At 72.4% G+C, this 20953-nt stretch carries 16 protein-coding genes; 5 read left to right on the top strand and 11 right to left on the bottom strand.

What is annotated here, in order from left to right; all coding sequences use genetic code 11:
- The first annotated feature begins 36 nt into the window (after nucleotides 1-36).
- The gene (locus tag MPPM_RS07095) at nucleotides 37-759 is read left to right on the top strand and encodes a hypothetical protein (protein ID WP_096484440.1); all 723 of its coding nucleotides are present in this window, start codon (nucleotides 37-39) and stop codon (nucleotides 757-759) included.
- Here the strand turns inward: MPPM_RS07095 and MPPM_RS07090 are convergent.
- Nucleotides 750-1358 carry a histidine phosphatase family protein gene (locus tag MPPM_RS07090; protein WP_096484439.1) on the bottom strand — a complete coding sequence of 203 codons (609 nt, stop codon included), beginning with the start codon at nucleotides 1356-1358 and terminating at the stop codon, nucleotides 750-752. The two genes, MPPM_RS07095 and MPPM_RS07090, sit on opposite strands and share 10 nt — an antisense overlap.
- A gap of 242 nt (nucleotides 1359-1600) precedes the next feature.
- Between MPPM_RS07090 and MPPM_RS07085 the strand changes: the two genes are divergently transcribed.
- Genes MPPM_RS07085 through MPPM_RS07075 form a run of 3 tightly spaced genes read left to right on the top strand, consistent with a single transcriptional unit; the run spans nucleotide 1601 to nucleotide 5264 of the window.
- The gene (locus MPPM_RS07085; RefSeq protein ID WP_096484438.1) at nucleotides 1601-3805 is read left to right on the top strand and encodes a marine proteobacterial sortase target protein; all 2205 of its coding nucleotides are present in this window, start codon (nucleotides 1601-1603) and stop codon (nucleotides 3803-3805) included.
- Nucleotides 3802-4413: a class GN sortase gene (locus MPPM_RS07080; RefSeq protein ID WP_096484437.1), complete on the top strand. Its 612-nt coding sequence runs from the start codon at nucleotides 3802-3804 to the stop codon at nucleotides 4411-4413. Before MPPM_RS07085 ends, MPPM_RS07080 begins: the two co-directional genes overlap by 4 nt.
- Before the next feature lie 50 nt (nucleotides 4414-4463).
- A complete protein-coding gene (locus MPPM_RS07075) occupies nucleotides 4464-5264 on the top strand; it encodes a helix-turn-helix domain-containing protein (protein ID WP_096484436.1) in 801 nt (266 codons plus the stop codon).
- Between the two features lie 4 nt (nucleotides 5265-5268).
- Here the strand turns inward: MPPM_RS07075 and sugE are convergent, their stop codons facing one another.
- The 3 genes from sugE to MPPM_RS07060 all read right to left on the bottom strand — a co-directional run bounded on the left by sugE (nucleotide 5269) and on the right by MPPM_RS07060 (nucleotide 13297).
- A complete protein-coding gene (gene sugE / locus MPPM_RS07070) occupies nucleotides 5269-5589 on the bottom strand; it encodes a quaternary ammonium compound efflux SMR transporter SugE (RefSeq protein ID WP_096484435.1) in 321 nt (106 codons plus the stop codon).
- A gap of 138 nt (nucleotides 5590-5727) precedes the next feature.
- Nucleotides 5728-7989 (bottom strand): penicillin-binding protein 1C, encoded by a 2262-nt coding sequence (gene pbpC, locus MPPM_RS07065; protein WP_432419841.1) that lies wholly within the window; start codon nucleotides 7987-7989, stop codon nucleotides 5728-5730.
- A 1-nt stretch (nucleotide 7990) separates the two neighbouring features.
- Complete coding sequence (locus tag MPPM_RS07060) at nucleotides 7991-13297, bottom strand: alpha-2-macroglobulin family protein (RefSeq protein WP_096484434.1); 5307 nt, start codon at nucleotides 13295-13297, stop codon at nucleotides 7991-7993.
- Nucleotides 13298-13619: 322 nt separating this feature from the next.
- Between MPPM_RS07060 and MPPM_RS07055 the strand changes: the two genes are divergently transcribed.
- On the top strand, nucleotides 13620-15065 hold the full coding sequence (locus tag MPPM_RS07055; protein ID WP_096484433.1) for a trypsin-like peptidase domain-containing protein: 1446 nt from the start codon (nucleotides 13620-13622) through the stop codon (nucleotides 15063-15065).
- Nucleotides 15066-15080: 15 nt separating this feature from the next.
- Here MPPM_RS07055 and MPPM_RS07050 read toward each other — a convergent pair whose 3' ends face one another.
- The 7 genes from MPPM_RS07050 to dctP all read right to left on the bottom strand — a co-directional run bounded on the left by MPPM_RS07050 (nucleotide 15081) and on the right by dctP (nucleotide 20787).
- Complete coding sequence (locus tag MPPM_RS07050) at nucleotides 15081-15233, bottom strand: DUF3309 family protein (protein WP_012453303.1); 153 nt, start codon at nucleotides 15231-15233, stop codon at nucleotides 15081-15083.
- Between the two features lie 107 nt (nucleotides 15234-15340).
- On the bottom strand, nucleotides 15341-16387 hold the full coding sequence (locus tag MPPM_RS07045; protein ID WP_096484432.1) for a cysteine synthase A: 1047 nt from the start codon (nucleotides 16385-16387) through the stop codon (nucleotides 15341-15343).
- 56 nt (nucleotides 16388-16443) lie between these two features.
- Nucleotides 16444-16956 carry a hypothetical protein gene (locus MPPM_RS28820; RefSeq protein WP_244573499.1) on the bottom strand — a complete coding sequence of 171 codons (513 nt, stop codon included), beginning with the start codon at nucleotides 16954-16956 and terminating at the stop codon, nucleotides 16444-16446.
- A 270-nt stretch (nucleotides 16957-17226) separates the two neighbouring features.
- A complete protein-coding gene (locus MPPM_RS07035; RefSeq protein ID WP_096484430.1) occupies nucleotides 17227-17424 on the bottom strand; it encodes a hypothetical protein in 198 nt (65 codons plus the stop codon).
- 269 nt (nucleotides 17425-17693) lie between these two features.
- The gene (locus MPPM_RS07030) at nucleotides 17694-19046 is read right to left on the bottom strand and encodes a TRAP transporter large permease (RefSeq protein ID WP_096484429.1); all 1353 of its coding nucleotides are present in this window, start codon (nucleotides 19044-19046) and stop codon (nucleotides 17694-17696) included.
- Nucleotides 19043-19768: a TRAP transporter small permease gene (locus MPPM_RS07025; protein WP_096484428.1), complete on the bottom strand. Its 726-nt coding sequence runs from the start codon at nucleotides 19766-19768 to the stop codon at nucleotides 19043-19045. Before MPPM_RS07025 ends, MPPM_RS07030 begins: the two co-directional genes overlap by 4 nt.
- Nucleotides 19765-20787 (bottom strand): TRAP transporter substrate-binding protein DctP, encoded by a 1023-nt coding sequence (dctP, locus tag MPPM_RS07020; RefSeq protein WP_096484427.1) that lies wholly within the window; start codon nucleotides 20785-20787, stop codon nucleotides 19765-19767. The genes MPPM_RS07025 and dctP overlap by 4 nt, the downstream gene beginning before the upstream one ends.
- Nucleotides 20788-20953: the final 166 nt, after the last annotated feature.

The following is a 20953-nucleotide window of genomic DNA, read 5'->3' as shown; positions in this document are numbered from 1 at the left end:
CGTGGCAGGTTCGTCCTCGATCGGGAGGAGCCCTGCTTGAGCGAACATGCCCTCGACGCCTTCGCGCCCATCCTCCACTGGCGGCTGCTGAAGGGCTCGCATGCCTTCCCGGGGCCGGACGGGGGCACCTGCATCAACGAGGCGGCGATCGTCGCGGCGGGACTGCCCTACCGCACGATCACCGCGACCGAGGATTGCCCGCCCTGCTTCTCGCGCCCACTCGCGGCCTACGCGCTCGGCCTCAACGACGCCATGCCGGAGGCCGAGCGGCAGGGGCTGATGGCCTTCGTGCTGCGGCTCTCCGGCTCGGCGGACGCGCCGGCCATCGAGGCGGCCCGCACCGGCTTCCTGGCGCTCGAGAGCGTGCGCCGCATCCTGCCCCCGCTTCTCGACGCGGCCGGCCTGCCGGCACTCGCCGCCCGCTGCGAGACGGCGTCCGATCCCCACCGCGCCGTCGAGACCCTGCGCACCGCCGAAGGTCAGGGCGGCGCGCTCTCGCACGACGCCGCCGGCCGTCAGGCCTGGATCGCGGGGGCCCGCGCCTCGGCGGTCGCACGCACCGCCACCGCCGCGATCCGCGCCTTCGCCGATCCGCGCAGCGCCGCCGAGGTGGCGGAGGGCGCCGCCCCCTTCGCCGAGGGCACGTGGCGCATCGCCCTCACGATCCTCGACGAGGCGCTCGGCATCGGCCGGCAGGCGCCGGCGATCGACCTCGTCTCCGCTCGCGACCGGCTGGAGGCGGCCCGGATTCAGCCGTAGGCGCGCGGGAGCGGCTCGTCCGCGAGGTCGATGTCGAGCGCCTCGCAGTTGGCGAGCCAGCGCCCGGTCAGATGGTAGAAGAAGGTGCAGTGGCCGATGACCGCGATGGTCCGCTCCGGCCGCGCCCGCAGCCAGTCGCGGAACCCCGAGACCCGCTGGTCGAACAGGGTCCGGGGCTCGACATGCCAGCCCTCCGGCCCCGCCTCTCCGTCGGCGTACCACCACGTCTCGGGCAGGTGATCGACCCGGAAGGCCGGGAATTCCCGCGCCAGAACGGAGGCCGCCCGGCCGATGTCGCAGCTGCTCTCCTGGCATTCCCGGTGGAGCACCTCGACCAGCACGTCGGGCCGGGCCGGGTGATCGGAGAAGATCCCGGCGGTGGTCTGGAGCGCCCGGGTCAGCGGCGAGGTGACGACGAGTTCGAAGGGAATGTCGCGCAGCGCCTTGCGGGCCGCCGCGACCTGGGCGTGGCCACGCTCGGACAGGCGGGCATCGATATGGCCCGGATCGCGCCCCGTCGCCTCGTGATGCGCGTTGAAGGTCGATTCGCCGTGGCGGATGCAGACGATGCGGGTGGACGGCGCAGACAAGCGGGACATGGGCGAGCGGGACATGGACCCGATGTAGGCGGTTCGCGCGTGCCGAACAGCGGGCCGCGACGCCGCGCCCCGCACCGAGGCGGACGAAGCGTCACCGTCGGGGGCGAACTGCGCCGCTTTCCGGACATCGGCCGCCGTTCCGGTGCGGCGCCGGGCCGAAGGTTGGCGAAGCGTCCCGTGGCGGCGCGACCCGCGCTGGAGGAGCCTTGGCAGGAGCCGGCCGACCGCGCCGGCATCCACCGATGGAGGCTCCCGTGCTCCGACTCCCCCTGTCCCCGCATCATCCGACACCGCTTCCGTGCCCGGCTCCGGGCCTGACGCGCAACCTGCTGCTCGGCCCGCTGATCGCCCTCCTGCTCGCGCTCGTCGCCGGGATCGCGCCGGCACGGGCGCTGGAGGGCAAGGATGGCAGCGGGACGCTGCTGCTCCGCTCCGAGGGCGGCGCGCCGGTCGAGGCGCCTCGCCTGAGGGCGGATGCCGCGATCACCGTGAGCGGCCCGACCGCGCGGGCGACGATCACCCAGGCCTTCCGCAACACCACGGCGGAGTGGGTCGAGGGCACCTACCTGTTCCCGCTGCCGGAGGATGCGGCGGTCGACACGATGAAGCTCGTCGTCGGCGACCGGGTCATCGTCGCCGAGATCCGCGAGCGCGAGGCGGCGCGGCGCGCCTACGAGGCGGCCAAGGCCGAGGGCAAGGCCGCCGCATTGACCGAGCAGCAGCGGCCCAACCTGTTCACCAACGCGGTCGCCAATATCGGCCCCGGCGAGACGGTGCTGGTGCAGCTCGAATATCAGCAGCCGGTGCGGCAATCGGGCGGCACCTACGCGCTGCGCCTGCCGACCGTGGCCGCCCCGCGCTACAGCCCGGCCCCGCCGGCCGTGACCGCCGTCGTCGACGGGGTCTCCGCCGCCGATCCCGTCCCCGACCGCCGGACGATCGCGGCGCCGGTGCTCGATCCGGCCCGCCACGCGCCGATCAACCCGCTGACGCTCACCGTCGATCTCAAGGCCGGCTTCCCGTTGGGCCCAGTGCGCAGCGCCACCCACGCGATCCGCGTCGAGGAGGTGTCCGGCACCAAGCGCCGGATCACGCTCGCCGACGGCGCCACCGCCGCCGACCGTGATTTCGAGCTGACCTGGGCCGCCGCCGCGGGCGCGGCACCCTCGGTCGGCCTGTTCCGCGAGCGGGTCGCGGGCGGCGAGGCGGTCCTCGCTGTGATCACCCCGCCGGAATCGGCGAGCCCGGTCGCGCCCGTGCCCCGCGACGTGGTGTTCGTGATCGACAATTCTGGCTCCATGGGCGGCGCCTCGATGCGCCAGGCCAAGGCGAGCCTGCTGATCGGTCTCGACCGGCTGGGCGCGAGAGACCGCTTCAGCGTGATTCGCTTTGACGACAGCTTCGACACCCTGTTCCCCGATCTCGTCCCGGCCGACGAGGCCCATCTCGACCAAGCGAAGCGCTTCGTCGCCGGCCTGGAGGCTCGCGGCGGCACGGAGATGCTGGCGCCGCTGCGCGCCGCGCTGCGGGACACGACGCCCGAAGAGACCGGCCGCCTGCGGCAGGTCGTGTTCCTCACCGACGGCGCCATCGGCAACGAGGCGCAGATCTTCTCCGCGATCGCGGCGGAGCGCGGGCGCTCGCGGCTGTTCATGGTCGGCATCGGCTCGGCCCCGAACGGATATCTGATGCGCCACGCGGCCGAACTCGGCCGCGGCAGCTTCACCGAGATCGGCACGCCGGATCAGGTGACCGAGCGGATGCGTGCGCTGCTGCTGAAGCTGGAGAGCCCGGCCGTCACCGACCTGACCGCAACCTTCTCCGAGCCCGGCGTCGACGCCGCGCCCGCCCGCCTGCCCGACCTCTACCGCGGGGAGCCGCTCGCCCTGCCGGCCCGGATGGAGCAGGCCCGCGGGACGCTCACCCTTGCCGGCCGGATCGGCGGACAGCCCTGGCAGAAGATGTTGCAGCTCGATACGGCTGAGGCCGGCGCCGGCATCGGCAAGCTCTGGGCGCGAGCCAAGATCGCCGAGGCCGAGACGGCGCGGCTGACCGGCCGGCTCTCGGCGGAGGCCGCCGACGCCGCGATCCTGCGGCTCGCCCTCGACCACGGGCTCACCACCCGCCTGACCTCGCTGGTGGCGGTGGACGCCACCCCGCGTCGGCCGGAGGGTGCGCGGCTCGTCAGCACCGACCTTCCGCTCAACCTCCCGGCCGGCTGGGATTTCGAAAGCGTGTTCGGCGAGGGCGAGGCGCAGCCGCTTCCCACGCCGCCGCGCCAGCGCCGCGCCGCGCCGGCCAGCCCGTTCGCCACCCAGTTCGCCGCCGCGCAGCCGGTCGCGCTGCCGCAGACCGCCACGGATTTCGAGATCCGCGCATGGCTCGGCGGCCTGTTGCTGGCGCTCGGCCTGGGCCTGTCCCTCTGCCGCCGCCGGATCGCGGCGTGAGCGGGATCGCGAAGCGGGATGCCGTCGCGCGGCGTCCCGGCCGGCGGAGCATCACGGCCCTGCCGGCCCTCCTGCTCGTGGCGGCCGGGCTGGTGCTGCTCGCGCAGGCCGCCTGGATCCCGGCCAAGGCCGCCCTGGCGCAGCGGCTGCTGGAGCGCGCCTTCGCCCGGAGCCTCGCCGAGGGAAGCGGCGTGCGCCCCTGGCCCTGGGCCGACACGGTGCCGGTCGCGCGCATCGTCTTCCCGGATCTCGGCGTGAGCTACGTGGTCCTCGCCGGATCGAGCGGGCAGGCACTGGCCTTCGGCCCCGGCCATGTCGAGGGCACCCCCGAGGCGGGCGAGCCCGGCACGGCGGTCTATGCCGCCCACCGCGACACCCAGTTCCGCAGCCTCGGCCGGCTCGCCGCCGGCGATCCGATCGAGGTCGTGCGCCGTGACGGCCGCAGCGTCCGCTTCCGGGTCACCGGGCGCCGGGTCGTGCGCTGGGACGCCTCCGGCCTCGACCCCGACGCGCCCGGCCGCCGCCTCGTGCTCGCCACCTGCTGGCCGCTCGATGCGATGACGCCGGGGCCGGAGCGTTTGCTGGTGGAGGCGGTGGCCGAACCTTGACGGTTCCCACCCCGGTGCGGTTCTGTGCGGATCCGTCCGGAACCCGCACCATGCCGCCGATCGAGGCCGAACTTCCCGAGACCGAGCTGCCCGACGGGCAGAGCCGTCTCATCGCCGCGGCGGTGCGCGAGGCGCTGGCCCGCCGCCGGATGTCGCGGCAGGCGCTGGCGGACGCGGCCCGCATCAGCATCTCGACTCTGGAAAAGGCGCTGTCCGGCCGTCGGCCCTTCACGCTCGCGACCACGCTGCGCCTGGAGGAGGCGCTGAGTCTGCCTCTGAGGGTCCAGGCCACCGCGCCGCCGGCGGCGCTCGCCGAGAAGGCGCGCCACGCGCCGGAGGAGTTCGGCTCCTATACCCGCGAGGCGGTGGCCTTCCTCGAAGGCCGCTACCTGACCCTGCGCCCCTCCTTCGGGCAGGCGGGGGCGATCTTCGCCTACCGCACCGAGATCGCCTGGGATGCGGACAGCGCCCGCCTCGTCTTCCGCGAGGCCGAGCGGCTCGACGCGCCGTTCGCCCAGTCCGGCACCGTCTCGGTGCCGAACCAGTCGGGTCAGATCTATCTCGTCACCAACTTCCTGGGGCAGTACCGCCTCGCCGTGCTCGGCCGCCCGACGATCCAGGGCGAGATGTTCGGCATTCTCACCACCCTGTTCTCCGGCCGCGGCACGCAGCTCACGCCGGCCGCGACCCCGCTCGCCCTGGTGCCCGAGCGCGGGGCCCTGGCCGAGGGCGCGCAGTACGGGCGCATCGCGGCCGGGATGGCCTGCGAGCCGACCTATCGTCGCATCCTCGACCGGGTGCGCGAGGACGTGTTCGCGGTGTTTCCCGGCTGCGGGGAGGGGACGGCCTGAGACGTCAGGCGGTGCTCGACAGCTTCATCAGCACGAGGCCGCTGACGATCAGCCCCGCCGCCAGGATGCGGGTGGCGCTCATCGCCTCGCCCAGGAAGGCGATGCCGACGATGAAGGCGCCCACCGCGCCGATGCCGGTCCAGATCGTGTAGGCGGTGCCGAGCGGCAGGCTGCGCATCGACCAAGCGAGGCAGGCGAAGCTCAGGCCCATGGTGACGAGGGTGACGACGCTCGGCCAGAGGCGGGAGAACCCCTCCGACTGCTTCATCGCGAAGGCCCAGACGACCTCCAGCAGACCGGCGACGACGAGAACGATCCAGGCCACGGCAGCCTCATGCGGTTCATGAGCCGGGCCGTCCCGGACTTGGACCCTGATGGGGGAGGACGTTGCCTCGCGCGGGCTGAGCTAAAGTCCGGGGCGCAGGAGTCACGTGTGCCATCGCACGGGCGGCGGGCGAGGGCGCTATTCCAGCCGCACCACCACGCTGTCGCTGGCGCCCGCCGCATCCATCACCGAGATGCGCGCGAAGCCCGCGCCCTCCGGGCTCCACTCCGATTGCCGGCGCATCGCCTCCGCCACCGGCAGGCCGTCGACCATCCAGGTCAGCGGCGGCTGGCCACCGAGCGCCTTGAGGGCGAGGCGGGCCTGCGCGCCGTCACTGAGGCCGAGATCGACCCGGGCGCCGTCCGGTGGATAGGCGATCTTGAGCGGCACGCCGAGCGTCGCCGCGAAGGTCTTGGGGGCGTCGCGGCGGATGTGGCGCAGGGGCGGAGGCAGGGCGGCGGTGGCGACAACGAGGGCGTCGCGGGGGCGGGGCAGGGCCTCCGGCTCGCCGCCGAACCGGGCGAAGGCGTCGAACAGGATCGGGGCCGCGTGGCTGCGCCCGACGAGGCCGGGCACCGAGGCGCCGTCGGGGCGGCCGATCCAGACGGCGATCGTCACGCGGGCATCGAACCCCACCGCCCAGGCGTCGCGGTAGCCGTAGGAGGTGCCGGTCTTGAAGCTGATCCGGCCGGGCAGGGCGTTCTCCGGCGGCGGGGCGCCGCGCAGGATGTCGGCGACGTACCAGGCGGCGACCGGCTCGGCGATCCGCCGCTCCGGTCCGGGCGCGGCGGCGGGTCCGTCGAGGCGCCGGGTCAGCGCCGGCACGCTGCCCCCACGGGCGAGCCCCGCGTAGAGCCGGGCGAGGTCGCTCAGCGTGATGCCGAGGCCGCCCAGCGCCACCGGCAGGCCCGGCGCGGTGTCGCGCGGCAGCAGGATCGTCGCGCCCGCGCCCCGCAGCCGGGCGACGAAGCGGGCGGCGCCGACCGCATCCAGAAGATCGACGGCGGGCAGGTTCAGCGATTGCTGGAGCGCCACCCGCGCCGTGACCGTGCCGCGATAGCCCATGTCGAAGTTTTCCGGGGCGTAGCTCGCGGCGAAGCGCGCCGGGCGGTCGTCGAGCAGCGTTTCCGGGTGGGCGAGACCGTTCTCGAAGGCGAGCGCGTAGATGAAGGGCTTGAGCGCGGAGCCCGGCGAGCGCACGGCCGCCGTCGCATCGACGGCGCCGGCGCGGGCGGCGTCGAGATAGCCGGCGCTACCGACATGGGCGAGCACCGCGCCGGTGCGGTTGTCGAGGGCGAGGATCGCGGCGGAGAGCGCCGGGCCGGCGGCGGCCGCGCGCTCGGCCGCCAGCGCTTCCAGGCTCGCCTGAAGGCGTGCATCGAGCGTCAGGTGCTGCACCCGTGCTTCCGGGTCGGCGGCGTGGGCTTGCTCGGCGGCATGGGCCGCGAGCATCGGGAATTGTTTTCGCGCAACCGGCACCGGCTCGGCCTTGGCGGCGCGGGCCTCGTCGGCGGTGAGCACGCCGCGCGTGGCGGCGATGTCGAGCACCCGGTCGCGGGCGCGCCGGGCGTTGGCGGCAAAGCGGTCGGGCCGGCGTGCCTCCGGCGCCTGCGGCAGGGCGACGAGGAGGGCGCTCTCGGCGAAGGACAGGCGGGCCGGCTCACGGCCGAAATAGGCGAGGCTCGCCGCCCGCACCCCCTCGACCGGGCCGCCATAGGGGGCGAGCGCGAGGTAGAGGTCGAGCACGCCCGCCTTGCCGAGCGTACGCTCCAGCGCGACCGCGCGGACCATCTGCCGGAGCTTGGCGGGCAACGAGCGCTCGGCCCGCGGCTCGACGAGGCGGGCCACCTGCATCGACAGGGTCGAGCCGCCCGACACGATCCGCCCATGGGTGAGCCATTGCCACGCGGCGCGGAGCGTCGCCGCCGGATCGAGGCCGGGATGGCTGTCGAAGCGGCGGTCCTCATAGGCCTTGAGCATGGCGAGGTATCGCGGATCGACTTCGCCCGCGGTGACGGGCAGGCGCCAGCGCCCGTCGGCGGTGGCGAAGGGGCGCAGCAACTGGCCCTTCCGGTCGAGGATGACGGTGGAACGGAGCGAGGCCTGGGTCAGATCGAGGGGCGGAAGGGTGGCGGCGTAGCGCCAGAGGGCGCCCACCAGCAGACATGCGAGGGTGAGGAAGAGGGCCAGAAAAACCCTCCCCCCTCTGCGGGGGAGGGTGCCTGCGGAGCAGGCGGGAGAGGGGGCGACGTGTCCGGAGAGGGCGCTCCCCTCACCCGATCCGCTTCGCGCGCCACCCTCCCCCACCCAAATCGGGCTTGCCCGATTTGAGCAGACGCTTGCGGATCTCGGGCAAGCCCGAGATCCGTCGGGGGGAGGGGAAGCGGCGTCGCGCCTCATCTCACTTCGCCGAGATCACCTCGACCGATCCGAACGCGGTGCGTCCGAACCGCTCGGGGCGATACATATCCTCAACGCTAGCGCCCGGATGGACGTAGTGGCCCGGCGAGACCACGCGCACGGTGTAGGCCGCCGAGAAGAAGGCCGATTGCTCCGGCGTGCGGTCGTAGGCGGCCACGAACCGGTCGTCGCGGAACTCGGTATGGACCGGGGCCACCTCGGACTTCGCGAAGCTGAGGCCCGAGAGCGCGTCGGCGTCGAGCAGCTTCGGGTTGTCGATCTCCAGCCCCGCGGGCAGGCGATCGACCAGCAGCAGGCGCCCGGCGCTGGCCTTGGCCTCGGTCACCTTCAGCACCACGACGAAGCGGTCGTTCTGGCGCAGCGGCTTGGCGAGGTCGACCGGGCTGCTGTCGAGCCGGTAGAAGGCACGCTCGACCGTGAAGCCCTGGGAGGCCGCCGGCTCCGGGGCGATCGGATTGCCCTGGACGCCGATGGTGACCGGCACCGACTCGCGGCCGGCATTGACGATCCGCACCGGCCGCGCCTCCAGGGCGGGTGCCCGGTAGAGCCGCGACAGCGGACCGGTCTCGGTCTTACCGTCGACAGTCAGCGCGAGGCTGTCGGATTCCTTGGCGAGGCTTTGGGCTGCCAGCACCATCCAGGCATTCTCCTGGGTGCTGGTGGAGCGGCCCTCCGCCCGCTCCTGGCCGAGCACGGCGGCGACCGGCTGGAGCGTCGCTTGCGAGAACCCAGCTTCGGTCGAGAGCGCCAGCAGGGCGGCGCCGTCGCGCAGGCGCGAGCCGTAATCGGCGCGGTAGGCGCCCCGGTCACGCTCGGCCTGGAGCGCCTGCAGAGCCGCCTCGAAGCCTTTTTGCGCCCGGCCGCGATCCCCCAGCAAAGCGAGGGCCGCGGCGAGCTGCCCGCGGCCCAAGGGGGTGGCGAAGTCGGCGAGCTTGGTGTCGGCGAGGTAGCGCAGGTCGCCCATCACCGGGCGGCCGTTCCGGGCGAGCACGTAGGCCGCGTAGGCGAGGTCCATGCCGCCGTTCTCGACGTTGGTGGTGTTGGCCACCGTGTTGCGCAGGCGGTCGAGGGCGCTGTTGAAGGCGGTCTGCGGCACGGCGAATCCGCGCTCGCGGGCGCGGGTGAGGAAGTCGGTGACGTAGGCGGTCAGCCACGTGTCGCCGGCATTCTCCGTGGACCACGCACCGAAGGCGCCGCTCGAATCCTGGCGCGCCAGCACCCGCTCGATCGCTCCGCGCACCCGTTCGTCGAGCCCACCGTCGAGGCCGAGCTTCTCACCGGCCGCCAGCGCGTTGACGTAGAGGAGCGGCATCGCCCGGCTGACGATCTGCTCGGAGCAGCCGTAGGGGTAGCGGTCCAGCGATTGCAGCAGGGCGGCGACGTCGATGCCACCCAAGCGGTTGGCCGAGACGGAGACCGCCCCGGTACCGGGTAGGATGTCGGCGAGAAGGTCGGGCGTCAGGTCGAGACCGGCGCCGGGCTCCAGCGGGCGCACGTTCCGGCGGACCAGCGCGCCGGTGCCGGGATTGATCCCGAGCGCGAAGGACTGGCCGGCGCTGCCCTGGATGCCGGGGCCGGTGAGGCGCAGGTCGAGCCGGGCCGTGCCGGGACCGGCGGCGGTGATCGGGATCACCAGCTGACCCTTGGCCCCGGCCTCCAGCCGCATCGTCGAGCGCACCGCCTCGCCCGCCACCACGACGGGGCCGGTAAGGTCGAGATCGACGGTGTAGTCGCCCGCTCCCCCTTCCACGTTGTCGAGGGCGACGAAGAAGCGCGAGCGATCGCCGACATTGAGGAAGCGCGGCAGGGTGCCGGTGAGCACCACGGGGTCGCGCACGATCACGTCGGCCTGGGCCTGGCCGACTTTGGTCTTGGTCCAGGCGGTCGCCATCAGCCGGGCGGTGCCGTTGAAGGCGGGCAGTTCCAGCGGGATCCTCGCCGTGCCGTCGGCGCCGACCGTGACCACGCCCGAATAGAGCGCGAGCGGCGCCTGGGTCGGCGGCGCGTCGGCGAGTTCCGCCGCGCCGCCGTCGCCGCCGGAGCGGATCGCGCCGAGCGTGCCCTGCATGCCGTCGATCAGGTAGCCGTAGAGGTCGCGAACCTCCGGGCCGAGGGCCTTCTGGCCGAAGAAGTACTGGAACGGATTCGGCGCCTCGTAGCGGGTCAGGTTGAGGATACCGACATCGACCGCCGCCAGCGTCACCCGCGCCTCCTCACCGGGGCTGAGGCCGGCGAGTTTTACGGGCACGGTGAGGGTGCCGCGGGGGCGCACCTTCTCCGGTGCCTCGATCGACACCGCGAGGCCGCGCTTCTCCTTGTCGACCGAGAACCACGCCACCCCGAGCGCCCGGCCCGGCATCCGCTTGGCCGATTGGTCGAGCGGCCGGTAGGCCGTGGCGACGAGGTAGGCGCCCGCGCCCCATTCCGCCTTGACCGGGATGTCGACGCTGGTGCCGCCCTCCGCCACCGTCACGTCGCGGATCTCGTGGACGCGGTCGCTGACGATGGCCAGCGTCGCCGTGCCGGCGAATTTCGGGGCGAGCCGGGCGCGCAGCCGCTCGCCCGCGGCGTAGGCCGGCTTGTCGAGGGTGAGGTCGAGGAGGTCGGGCACGTCAGCGGTCTCGGAGCCGCCCCAACCGACGGTGAAGGACACGCTCGCCGCCGCCTGCGGCTGACCCGGCACGCTGGCCTCCAGGCGGTACTGGCCGAAGCCGACGGGCACGGCGATGCGCGCGGGCGCGTCGGCGGTGGTCGCCACGCGCCCGTCTGCGACGCGGCGGCTCGACTTGACCGGCTCGAAGCTCCAGCGCCCGTCGGCGCGGTACCATTGGTAGGTCCGCTCGACCTTCGAGAGCGTCCAGGCCACGCCGTCCTGCGGCAGGCGCCGCCCGTCGGGCGCGGCCATCACGACGTCGAAGGTCGCCGTCGCGTTCTCAGCGAGATCGCCGCCGAAGTTTTTGCGGATCGCCAGCACGGGCTGGGTCGGCAGGATGGGCAGCGTCACGCTGCGGCTCAGCGCCCGGCCGCCCGGCTCGCCGACGGCGAGGGTGATTTTTGCTTCGAGCGCGCGGGGGGCGGCGACCTCCTGCACCGGCACGGTGATGCTGGCTTTTCCCTGCGCGTCGGTGGTGGCCTTTCCGTCGATCTCGGCGGTCGTCGCCTCCACCGCCTCGTCGTCGAGGCCGATGGAGAAGCCCTCCAGCCCCTTGATGCCGGGATTGGCCGCCGCCTGCACCGCCACCGAGCCCGAGACGTCGAGCCCCGAGCCCGGCGCGCCGTAGAGGTAGCGCGCGGCGACATCGATGACCGCCGGTTCGCCGCGGGTGAGCGTCGGCGTCTTCGGGGTGAGGCTCACCTCCAGCCGCTCGGGGACGTAATCCTCCACGAGCCAGCTCGCCTCGCCGACCGGCGGCGCCTTCGGATCGGTATAGGCGGAGACGCGCCACGTGCCGTGCATCGCGCCCGCCATCAGCGGCAGGGCGAGCGAGCGCCCGCCGAGCCCCTCGTCGGCAACGGCAGCACGGCGGTACTCGACGCCGTCGGGCCGCTTCACCACCAGGGTCAGCGGCAGGCCGGCGACCGCCGCCCCCTGCGGGTCGCGCAGGAGCGCGGTGAGCTGCACCGTCTCGCCGGAGCGGTAAACGCCGCGCTCGGGGAAGACATAGGCCTCGGCCCCGCCCGGTGCCGGGCGGCCCTTCACCCCGCGGTCGGAGAGATCGAAGGCGCCGAGCGCCAGATCGAGGAAGCCGTAATCGTCGCCGAGTTGCGCCACCACGAGGCCCGGCGCCAGCCCGCCCTCGCCGCGGGCGAGGCCGGCGGGGAAGGCGGCGTGGCCCTGGCCGTCGGTCTTGGTACTGGCCAGCACGTCGTTGTTGCGGGCGACCAGCCGGATCTCGGCGCCGGAGACGGTCTTGGCGCTGGCGAGCGAGCGGGCGAAGACGTGGACGCCGTCGCGGCCCTTGAAGGCGGTGAGCCCGAGATCCGAGACGACGAACCACTGCGTCGCCTGCGCCTCGTAGCCACCGTACTCGTCCTCCGACGAATCCGTGGTGCCGGTGGGCTTGGCCAGCATCAGGTAGAGGCCGGGCTCCAGCTTACCGACCGCCTGGAGCACGGGGAAGGCGGTCACCGCCTCGCGGTTGGTCTCGGCCTTGGCGGTGTCGAGGGTGCCCTTCCAGACGCGCTGGCCCTTCTGGTCGGCGATGGTCCTGGCCGTCGAGCCGCTGAGCTGGCTCAAGAATTCCTCCGAGCGCAGCGCCGGCAGCAGGCCGCGGTCGCCGATGCGCAGCACCTCGACGTCGAGCTTGGCCGCATTGACCGAGACCAGCGGCACGCCCGCCTGTCCCGTGCGCGGCAGGACGTAGTTGCGCCCAGTGAAGCGCACCTGGGGCGAGCGGTCGCGAACGTAGACCTCGTAATCGGCCGATTTCAGCAGGTTTTCGCCCACCGCGGAGGGCAGGCCCTGGCGCACGACGAAGGCGTAGCGCTCGGAATGCTTGAGCCCGTCGACACAGACCTGGGAGCCCTCCGCCGTGACGGCGGCGTTAGCCGCACCGGAGACGGCGATGTAGGGGGCATAATCGGTCTTCGGGACGAGGCTTTCGGAGAAGGTGAAGCAGACCCGCGGCGCGGCGGCGTCCGAATCGACCTTGTAGTCGAGGATGCGGAAGCCGTGCTCCTCGCGCAGCCGCTCGTAGGCCGCGCGGGTCTGCGGGTCCTCCTTGATCCCAAGGCTCGCCCGGTAGGCCTCCAGCGCCGGCCGCCAATCGGACTGGGCGGCCTGGATCTCGCCGAGCCGGGCCAGCGCCCGCGCCTCGTCCGCCGGATTCCTGGCACGCAGGTAGCCCTGATAGGCGGCGGCGCTCGCGCGGCCCTTCAGCTTGAACCGGGCGGAATAGTCGGAGCGCTCCTCGTCGTTGCCGGCCGCAATGGCCGCGCCGGCGTAGTCGAGCCAGTTGCGGACGTCGTTCGGGTCGGCCGCGACGGCGGCGGCGTAGGCGTTCAGCTCGGCATCCGGCTCGGCCCCCTCGCTCCGCGCGGCCACCTCCGCCTCGCGGCGCCACTGCGCCGCCGTCTTGGCGCCGGGGGGCGCCTCGCTCCTGAGCGCGGTCTCGAGCCGGACGCCCGCACTCGCCAGCGCCTCGCGCGTGAAGGTTTTCGTGACCGGGGCGGTCGCCGATTTCGGCGGCGCGACGGGGCGCGGCGTCTGAGCCGGGGCCGGGACAGCGAGCAGCGACGCGCCGACCAAGGCTGCGCCGAGGAACCCGAGACTTCTGCCTTGGGACATGCGCTCGTTTCCTCCGACCGGTGCGCCCGAAGCAGGGGCGTCAGCGGCCGGCAAGCTATCACTTGCCGCGCCGGCCGCAACGCTTGCCGGCGTTCCGGCCGGGACGACGCCCGAGGAGATGCTCCGAAGGCGGCAAACCAGGGCCGCGGCGACGGGAGCGGCGGCGCGCCGAAGCGACCACCCTGCCGGCGATTGCGATGGCGCCGGGCGGCCGCGACCGGTCGCGACTTGAAGGCACCCCCTTCCCGCTGGCATCATCACCGCGAGATTCACCGGCAGATCCACCTGCACATCGAACCGAACGGCGGCGATGACGGTACGGATGAACGCTTTTCGCACCGGCTTGCCGGCCCTGCTCGCCGCCGGCCTCGCGTCGGGAGCAATCGCGCAGACGCCCGCGCCACCGGCCCCGGCGGTCCGGCCAAGACCTGCTGCCCCGATCCCGCCCGCGCCCGATCCCGCCTTCGAGGCGGCGCGGACGGCCTTCGAGGCCCTGCCCGAGGCGGAGCGACGGGGGCTGCAGGACGCGCTGGTCTGGACCGGCGACTATAACGGCGTGACGACCGGCGCCTTCGGCAAGCGCAGCTTCGAGGGCATCCAGACCTACCAGACCCGCACCGGCGCCACCCCGACCGGCCTGCTCACGCCGCCGGAACGCGTCGCGCTCAAGCGCGAGGCGGAGGAGGCGCGGCGGGCGGCGCGGTTCAGGGTCCAGCCCGATCCGGCGAGCGGCGCGGTGGTCGGCGTGCCGGAGGCGCTCCTGCCGAAGAAGAGCGCGATCCCCGGCGGCACCCGCTGGCAGAGCGCCGACGGGCGGGTGACCCTCGACACCAAGTCGTTCCCGCAGGGCGAGACCAGCCTCGACGCCCTGTTCGAGCGGGCCACCGCCGCGATGCCGGGCCGCAAGGTCACCTACAAGCTCAAGAAGCCGGACTTCATCGTCGTCACCGCCGAGACCGCGGGCGGGCGCTCCTACATCCGCTATGCCGAAGGCCCGCAGGGCATCCGCGGTTTCACCCTCGGCTACGACCGGGCCCTGGCGGAGACGGTCGACCGTCTCGTCATCGCGGTCGCCAACAATTTCACCCCTTTCCCCGAGGCGACGCCGGCTGCCTCCGCACCGGCCGCTCCGACGACGGCCGCCAGCCCGACCCCGCACGCGCCCGCCGCGCCGCCGTCGCCCGGCGCGCAGGCCGAGGTGCGTCCGGCCGGGACGGGCCTGCTTCTCGGCGGCGGGCGGGTGCTGACGGCGGCCTCCACCCTCGAAGCCTGCGCCGTGCCCCGTGTCGCCGGTGCGGCGGCACGGATCGAGCGGCGCGATGCGGCGGGCAGCCTCGCGCTGCTCTCCGCCGAGGGGCTCGCTGGCGCGCCGCCCCCGCTGCGCACTGAGGCCGTGAGCGAGGGCGAGGCCCTGCTCGTGCTCGGGGCCCAGGCCAAGGGGCGCCCCAGCGTCGCGCCCGCCGCCGCCGCGGTCGACGGCGTCTACGCCCCGCTCCAGCCCGGCGCGGCCGGCGCGCCGGTGCTCGACCGGTCGGGCCGGCTCGTCGGGCTGGTGGCCCGGTTTCCCGCCGCACCCCGCCTGATCGCCGGGGTGATGCCGCCGACGCGCTACAGCATCGTGCCGGGAAAGGTCGTCGCGGCCTTCCTCGGCGAGAGCGGCGTGCCGGCCGCGACGGGCGCGCCGCCCGCGAAGGACGCCGCGACCACGCTGGGCGGGGCGGCGGCGCCCGTTCTCGGCGCGGTCGTGGCGATCACCTGCGCCCGGTGAGCGGCGGCGAGGGGCTCAGATCCGGCCCGTCGCCAACAGGACGATCAGGATGATGAGCAGGATGCCGCCCAGCCCGAAGCCGGGGCCGCGGAAGCGCCCGCCGCCGTAGAAGTTGCCGCCGCCGAACAGCAGCAGGATCAGCAGGATGAGCAGAATGGTGGTGAGCATCGACGGCACGTCTCCCGATCGCTCAAACACCGTCGCTTGAGCACCGACAGCAACGCTTCCGCCGGCGATTTCGTTGCCGGCTCAGTGCGGATCGTGCCGTCGGCGGCTCAGGCCCTCCAGTCGGGCAGCGCGTCGCCGGACGGGGCGAGCCAGTCCGGAACCGGCAGGCCGCGCTCGCCCAGGAAGGCGGGGTTGAACAGCTTCGAGGCGTAGCGCGCGGCCCCGTCGCAGAGGATCGTCACGATGGTGTGGCCGGGCCCGAGTTCCCGGGCGAGCCGGATCGCGCCCGCGACGTTGATGCCCGACGACCCGCCGAGCGAGAGCCCCTCCTCGCGCATCAGGCCGAAGATGATGCCGAGCGCTTCCGTGTCCGGGATCCGGAACGAGAGATCGGGGGTGAACCCTTCGAGGTTTCGCGTCACCCGCCCCTGGCCGATCCCTTCCGTGATCGAGGAGCCTTCGGCCTTGAGCGTGCCGGTGCTGTAATAGGCGTGGAGCGCCGAGCCCTCGGGATCGGAGAGAGCGATCTTCACCCCCGGTTTGGCCGCCCGCAGCGCCTCGGCCACGCCGGCCACCGTGCCGCCGGTGCCCGCGGCGCAGACGAAGCCGTCCACCGCGCCGCCGGTCTGCGCGAAGATCTCGGGACCGGTCGCCTCGATATGGGCGCGGCGGTTGGCGGTGTTGTCGAACTGGTCGGCGAAAAAGGCGCCGGCCGCTTCCGTCCCCGCCAGCCGCTCGGCGAGGCGGCGGGCGGCGTGGACGTAGTTGTTCGGGTTGGCGAAGGGGACGGCGGGCACCTCGACGAGCCGGGCGCCGGCCAGCCGCAGCGTCTCCTTCTTCTCCGCCGACTGCGTCTCGGGAATGACGATGACGGTGCGGTAGCCGCGGACGGACGCCACCAGCGCCAGCCCGATCCCGGTATTGCCCGCCGTGCCCTCGACGATGGTGCCGCCGGGCCGGATCAGGCCCCGCGCCTCGGCGTCCCGCACGATCGAGAGCGCGGCCCGGTCCTTCACCGACAGGCCGGGATTCAGGAATTCCGCCTTGCCGAGGATGGTGCAGCCGGTCTCCTGCGAGGCGCGGCGCAGCCGGATCAGGGGCGTGCCGCCGATGGCGGCGAGCACGTCGGACGAGACGGCGGGGGATGCGGACATGCGGCCTTCCTGAACGCCCGCGACGGGCGGGTCAGGCAGGCTTAATCAACCGATTTTCAGGAATCCAGGTAGCCCGCCTCCCGCAGGGCATCGGCGACCGCAGTAAAGAAGGGATCATCCGCCGCGGCATCCTCCGGCGACGGGTTTCTTTCCCCGGAGAGGGACGAGGCGTCGTCCGGGGAGAAGTCCGTGAAGGCTCCCGACTCCGCCTGGCTCCCGACCGGTGCGGTGGACGCGCCGAGACCGAACAGGCCGGCGGCGGTGAGAAGGGTCTCGTTCAGGGAGATCATGGCCGGATCCTGTCTCGAAACGGGACGTCGCGAGCCTAGTCCGTTAACCAAATCTTGGCAATATTGCGGGGGCGGATGAAAAACAGTGAATCGGTTTTCGCCGATGCGGCGGCTGTGGCTGCTTTGCAGCATCGGACCGCGCTGTGGACAAACCCCATGGAGAGCGCTGCGGTTCAGCACCGGTTCAAGCGCGGCGGTGCAGGACGGTCCCTGTGATCTTCCTGCATCGGTTTCGACGAACCGGGCCGCGCCGGCGCCGCAATCGGGCGGGATGAGCACTCCGTCAAGCTTCTCTCGCTAGACGCTCTCCTCCCGGCGGTTCTCACCGCCCTCGACGCCTGCCCGATTTCCTCTCAGCCGCGAAGCCAATCCATGACGGTCGTCGTCCTCATCGCCTGCAACCTGCTGCTCGCCGGTCTGTTCTCCCTGGTCGCCGTCGCTCTCGACTGAGCGCGCCGCGGCGCCCCGCAAACCCGCACCGCAGAATTCGTAGGCCCCGGTCGCCCCGTCGCGGCCGGGGTTTTCGGCTTGGGCGGTCTCGTCGGGCGGTCAGGGGCGCGTCGCGCGGCCCTTCGGCGTGTCCAGGCGGCCGATGAGGGCTTCGAGACGCTCGCCGACCGGTTCAGTCAGACTGTCGGCGAAGTGACTGCGCAGGCTCTTGCCGAGGTGGCGGCGCACGCTCGGGCTCAGCGGCGGCGCGGTGCCCGTGCCCGTGGCGGGTTTCGTCTCGGCGACTGGCTTCGTCACGGATCGTCTCCCGTCCGGTGCCGGAAGCGGCTGAGATGCAGCATCCGCCTGATCCGAGCGGACGCCGTAACGGCCAGTCCGCGCGGCGCTCGAGCGAAGCCCAGATTCGCCGTCCCGAAAGACCGGCCGGATCTGGTCTGCGGCAGTGATTTTGGACGCCGGAGGGTTAAGGCGAGTTTTACCGCCGCCGCCAAGAAACGATTAACCCTCCGTGCTCGGGGCACGGAGGGTTTCTCCTCGACGGCGTCGTGTCCGCGCGGCTCGCGTCCCTACCGTGTCGTCGGCAGGAGGATGTCGGGCAGCCACATGGCGATGCCCGGCACGAGGCAGAGCAGGACGATCGCCACACCCATCAGGATCACGAAGGGCAGGGTGCCCCAGATGATGTCCTTGAGCGGGATGTCGGGGGCGATGTTCTTGATGACGAAGATGTTGAGGCCCACCGGCGGGTGGATCAGCCCCATCTCCATGGTGATCGTCATCACCACGCCGAACCAGACGAGGTCGAATCCGGCGGCCTTGAGCGGCGGCAGGATGATCGGCGCCGTCATCAGGATGATCGAGACCGGCGGCAGGAAGAAGCCGAGGGCGATCACCAGGGCCAGGATGGTGGCGAGCAGGACCCAGGGGGAGAGCTGCATCGCGACGATGGCCTGGGCCGCGGCCTGGCTGATGTGAAGGTAGCTCATCACGTAGGCGTAGAGGAGCGACATGCCGATGATCAGCATCAGCATGGTCGATTCCCGCAGCGTCGCCGTGAGGATCGGGTCGACATCGCGGAAGCGCCACACGCCGTAGATCACCGCGATCAGGGCGAGCGCCAGCAGGCCGCCGAGGCCGGCGGTCTCGGAGGGCGTGGCATAGCCGCCGTAGAGCGCGACCATGACGCCGGTGAGCAGCACCACGAAGGGCAGCACCCGCGGCAGCGTCGAGAAGCGCTCGCGCATGCTGTAGCTGTCTTCCTTGAGGATCGGATGCTGCGCACCCGTCCGCTCGTAGGCGAGCTTCGCCGCCGCGAATTCCGAGCGGAAGCGGAACATCGACCAGCCGGCGAACAGGGCGACCAGCAGGAAGCCCGGCCCGATCCCGGCGAGGAAGAGCCGTCCCAGCGACTGCTCGGCGGCGACCGCGTAGAGGATCATGGTGATCGAGGGCGGCAGCAGGATGCCGAGCGTGCCGCCCGCGGCGATGATTCCGGCGGCGAAGCCCGGCGAGTAGCCGCGCTTGCGCATCTCCGGGATGCCGGCCGAGCCGATCGCCGAGCAGGTGGCGGGCGAGGAGCCGGCCATCGCCGCGAACAGCGCGCAGGCGAACACGTTGGCGATGCCGAGGCCTCCCGGGATGCGGTGCATCCAGGCGTGCATCGCCGAGTAGAGATCCTGGCCGGCCCGGCTCCGGCCGATCGCCGCGCCCTTCAGGATGAAGAGCGGGATCGAGAGCAGGGTGATCGAGGCCATCTCCTCGTAGACGTTCTGCGCCACCGTATCGAGCGAGGCGGCGGGCATGAACGCGTACATGAAGGCGAGCGCCACGAAACCCAGCGCGAAGGCGATGGGAATCCCCGAGAGCATCGCGCCGAGCGTCGCCCCGGCATAGAGGAAGCCGATCGCGGCGGTGCTCATGCCTTGCCTCCCGTCGTCGTGACCGGCCGGATCGGGGCCGCTTTCGGTGTGATCGTGCTCTCCAGGGGATCCGGCCCCTCGGGGGTCAGATCCGGGCGGTCGCGCATGTCGCGGTTGACGTCCGCCCCGATGCCGATCTTCGGCTTGGCCCAGCCGGCGCTGCGGGGGCCGTAGAGGACCGCTTCGGCGATCTGCAGCACGAATTGCAGGCTGAGCAGGCTCATGCCCGCGGCCATCAGCAGGTAGGGGATCCAGAGCGGCGGCCCCCAGGTCGATTGCGAGATCTGGCCGTCCTCCCAGGCCTCGTGGAACAGGCTCCAGCTCTTCCAGGCGAAGAACGCCACGAAGGCGAGGCTGACGATGTCGACGAGGACGAGGCGCATCCGGTTGACGGCCGGTGAGAGCAGGCCGGTGAGCGCCTCGATGGCGACGTGGCCGCGCTTGGCCTGGACGCCGGCCGCCGACAGGAAGGTCGCGCCGACGATCAGGAACACGGCGGTCTCGTCCTGCCACTCGGTCGGCTCATGCAGGACGTAGCGGATCAGCACGGAGTAGCTGAGCACGAGGCAGGCGGCGACGAGCGCGATGCCGCCCAGCACCAGGATGAGGTGGTTGAGCCGGCGCGTCGTCCGGTCGATGACGCCGAGGAGACCCGGAATCCGGGCCTCCTCGACCTTGTGGGTCTCGGAAGCGGCCGAGGCCGCGTCGAAGGCGTGGCTCATGCGACCTTCTCCGCCAGCTTGAGCAACTCGGCGCAGCTCGCGTTCTTGTTGGCGAAGTCCTTCCAGGCGGTGTCGCGGGCGATGTCGCGCCACTTGCCCAGATTCGCCTCGTCGAGCTGCACGACCTTGGCACCGGCCTTGCCGAACACCTCCTCGACGCGGCTGTCGTCGGCCTTGGCGCCCTCCTGGCCGAAGCTCTCGAGTTCGGCGCCGACCGCCATGATCAGGTCCTGCTGGTCCTTGGGCAGGCCGGAGAACACGATCTTCGACATCATGATCGGCTCCAGCATGAACCAGTAGGAGCGCTCGCGGCCCGAGGTCAGGGCCTTCGAGATCTCCTCCAGGCGGAACGAGATCAGGCTGGTGGAGGAGGTCAGCACCGCGTCGCAGGCGCCGGTCTGCATCGCGGCGTAGGATTCGTTCGAGGGCAGGGAGAGCGTGGCCGCGCCCGCCTGCTTCATCATCAGGTCCATCTCGCGCGAGCCGCCGCGGACCTTCATGCCCTTGGCATCCTCGGGCGTGAGCAGCGGGCGCTCGCGGCTCGCTACGCCGCCGGCCTGCCAGACCCAGGAGACGAGAACGACGCCCTTGGCCTCCAGGATCTCGGTGATCTTGCGGCCCACGGGGGCGGTCTTCCAGGCGACGGCCTGCGCGTAGGAGGGGACCAGCGCCGGCATCAGGCCGATATTCATCTCCGGCACCTCGCCCCCGGCATAGGGGGAGGGGTAGAGCGTCATGTCGAGTGCGCCCTTCCGGATCGCACTGAACTGGGCGTTGGTCTTCATCAGCGAGGAGCCGGGATAGACCTGCACCTCCAGCGCGCCCTTCGAGCGCTCCTTGAGCGCCGCGGCGAACTTGCGGCACATCCGATCGCGGAAATCGCCCTCGTCGATCGAGCCGCCGGGGAACTGATGCGAGAGCTTCAGGGTGGTGGCGGCCCGAGCCGAGCCGGTCCCGAGCTTGAGCAGAGCAGGCGCGGCAAGTCCGGCCGCGAGGAGGTGGCGGCGGTTCAGCGTCATGGCGTGTCCTCTTCGAATGCCGCTTTCGCGGATTCTGATCTCGTCCGTTGCTTCGGACTTTTGTGCGGCGCACAATATACGTTTCAGCGCAGCATTTAATGCAAGATCGCGTCATCTTGCATATTTTGTCAACGCCCTTGAATATGGATCGGCAGGAATTCGCCGA

It is taken from the genome of Methylorubrum populi, from assembly GCF_002355515.1.
Lineage (GTDB): Bacteria > Pseudomonadota > Alphaproteobacteria > Rhizobiales > Beijerinckiaceae > Methylobacterium > Methylobacterium populi_A.
This window is presented reverse-complemented; position numbering and strand designations above follow the sequence as displayed.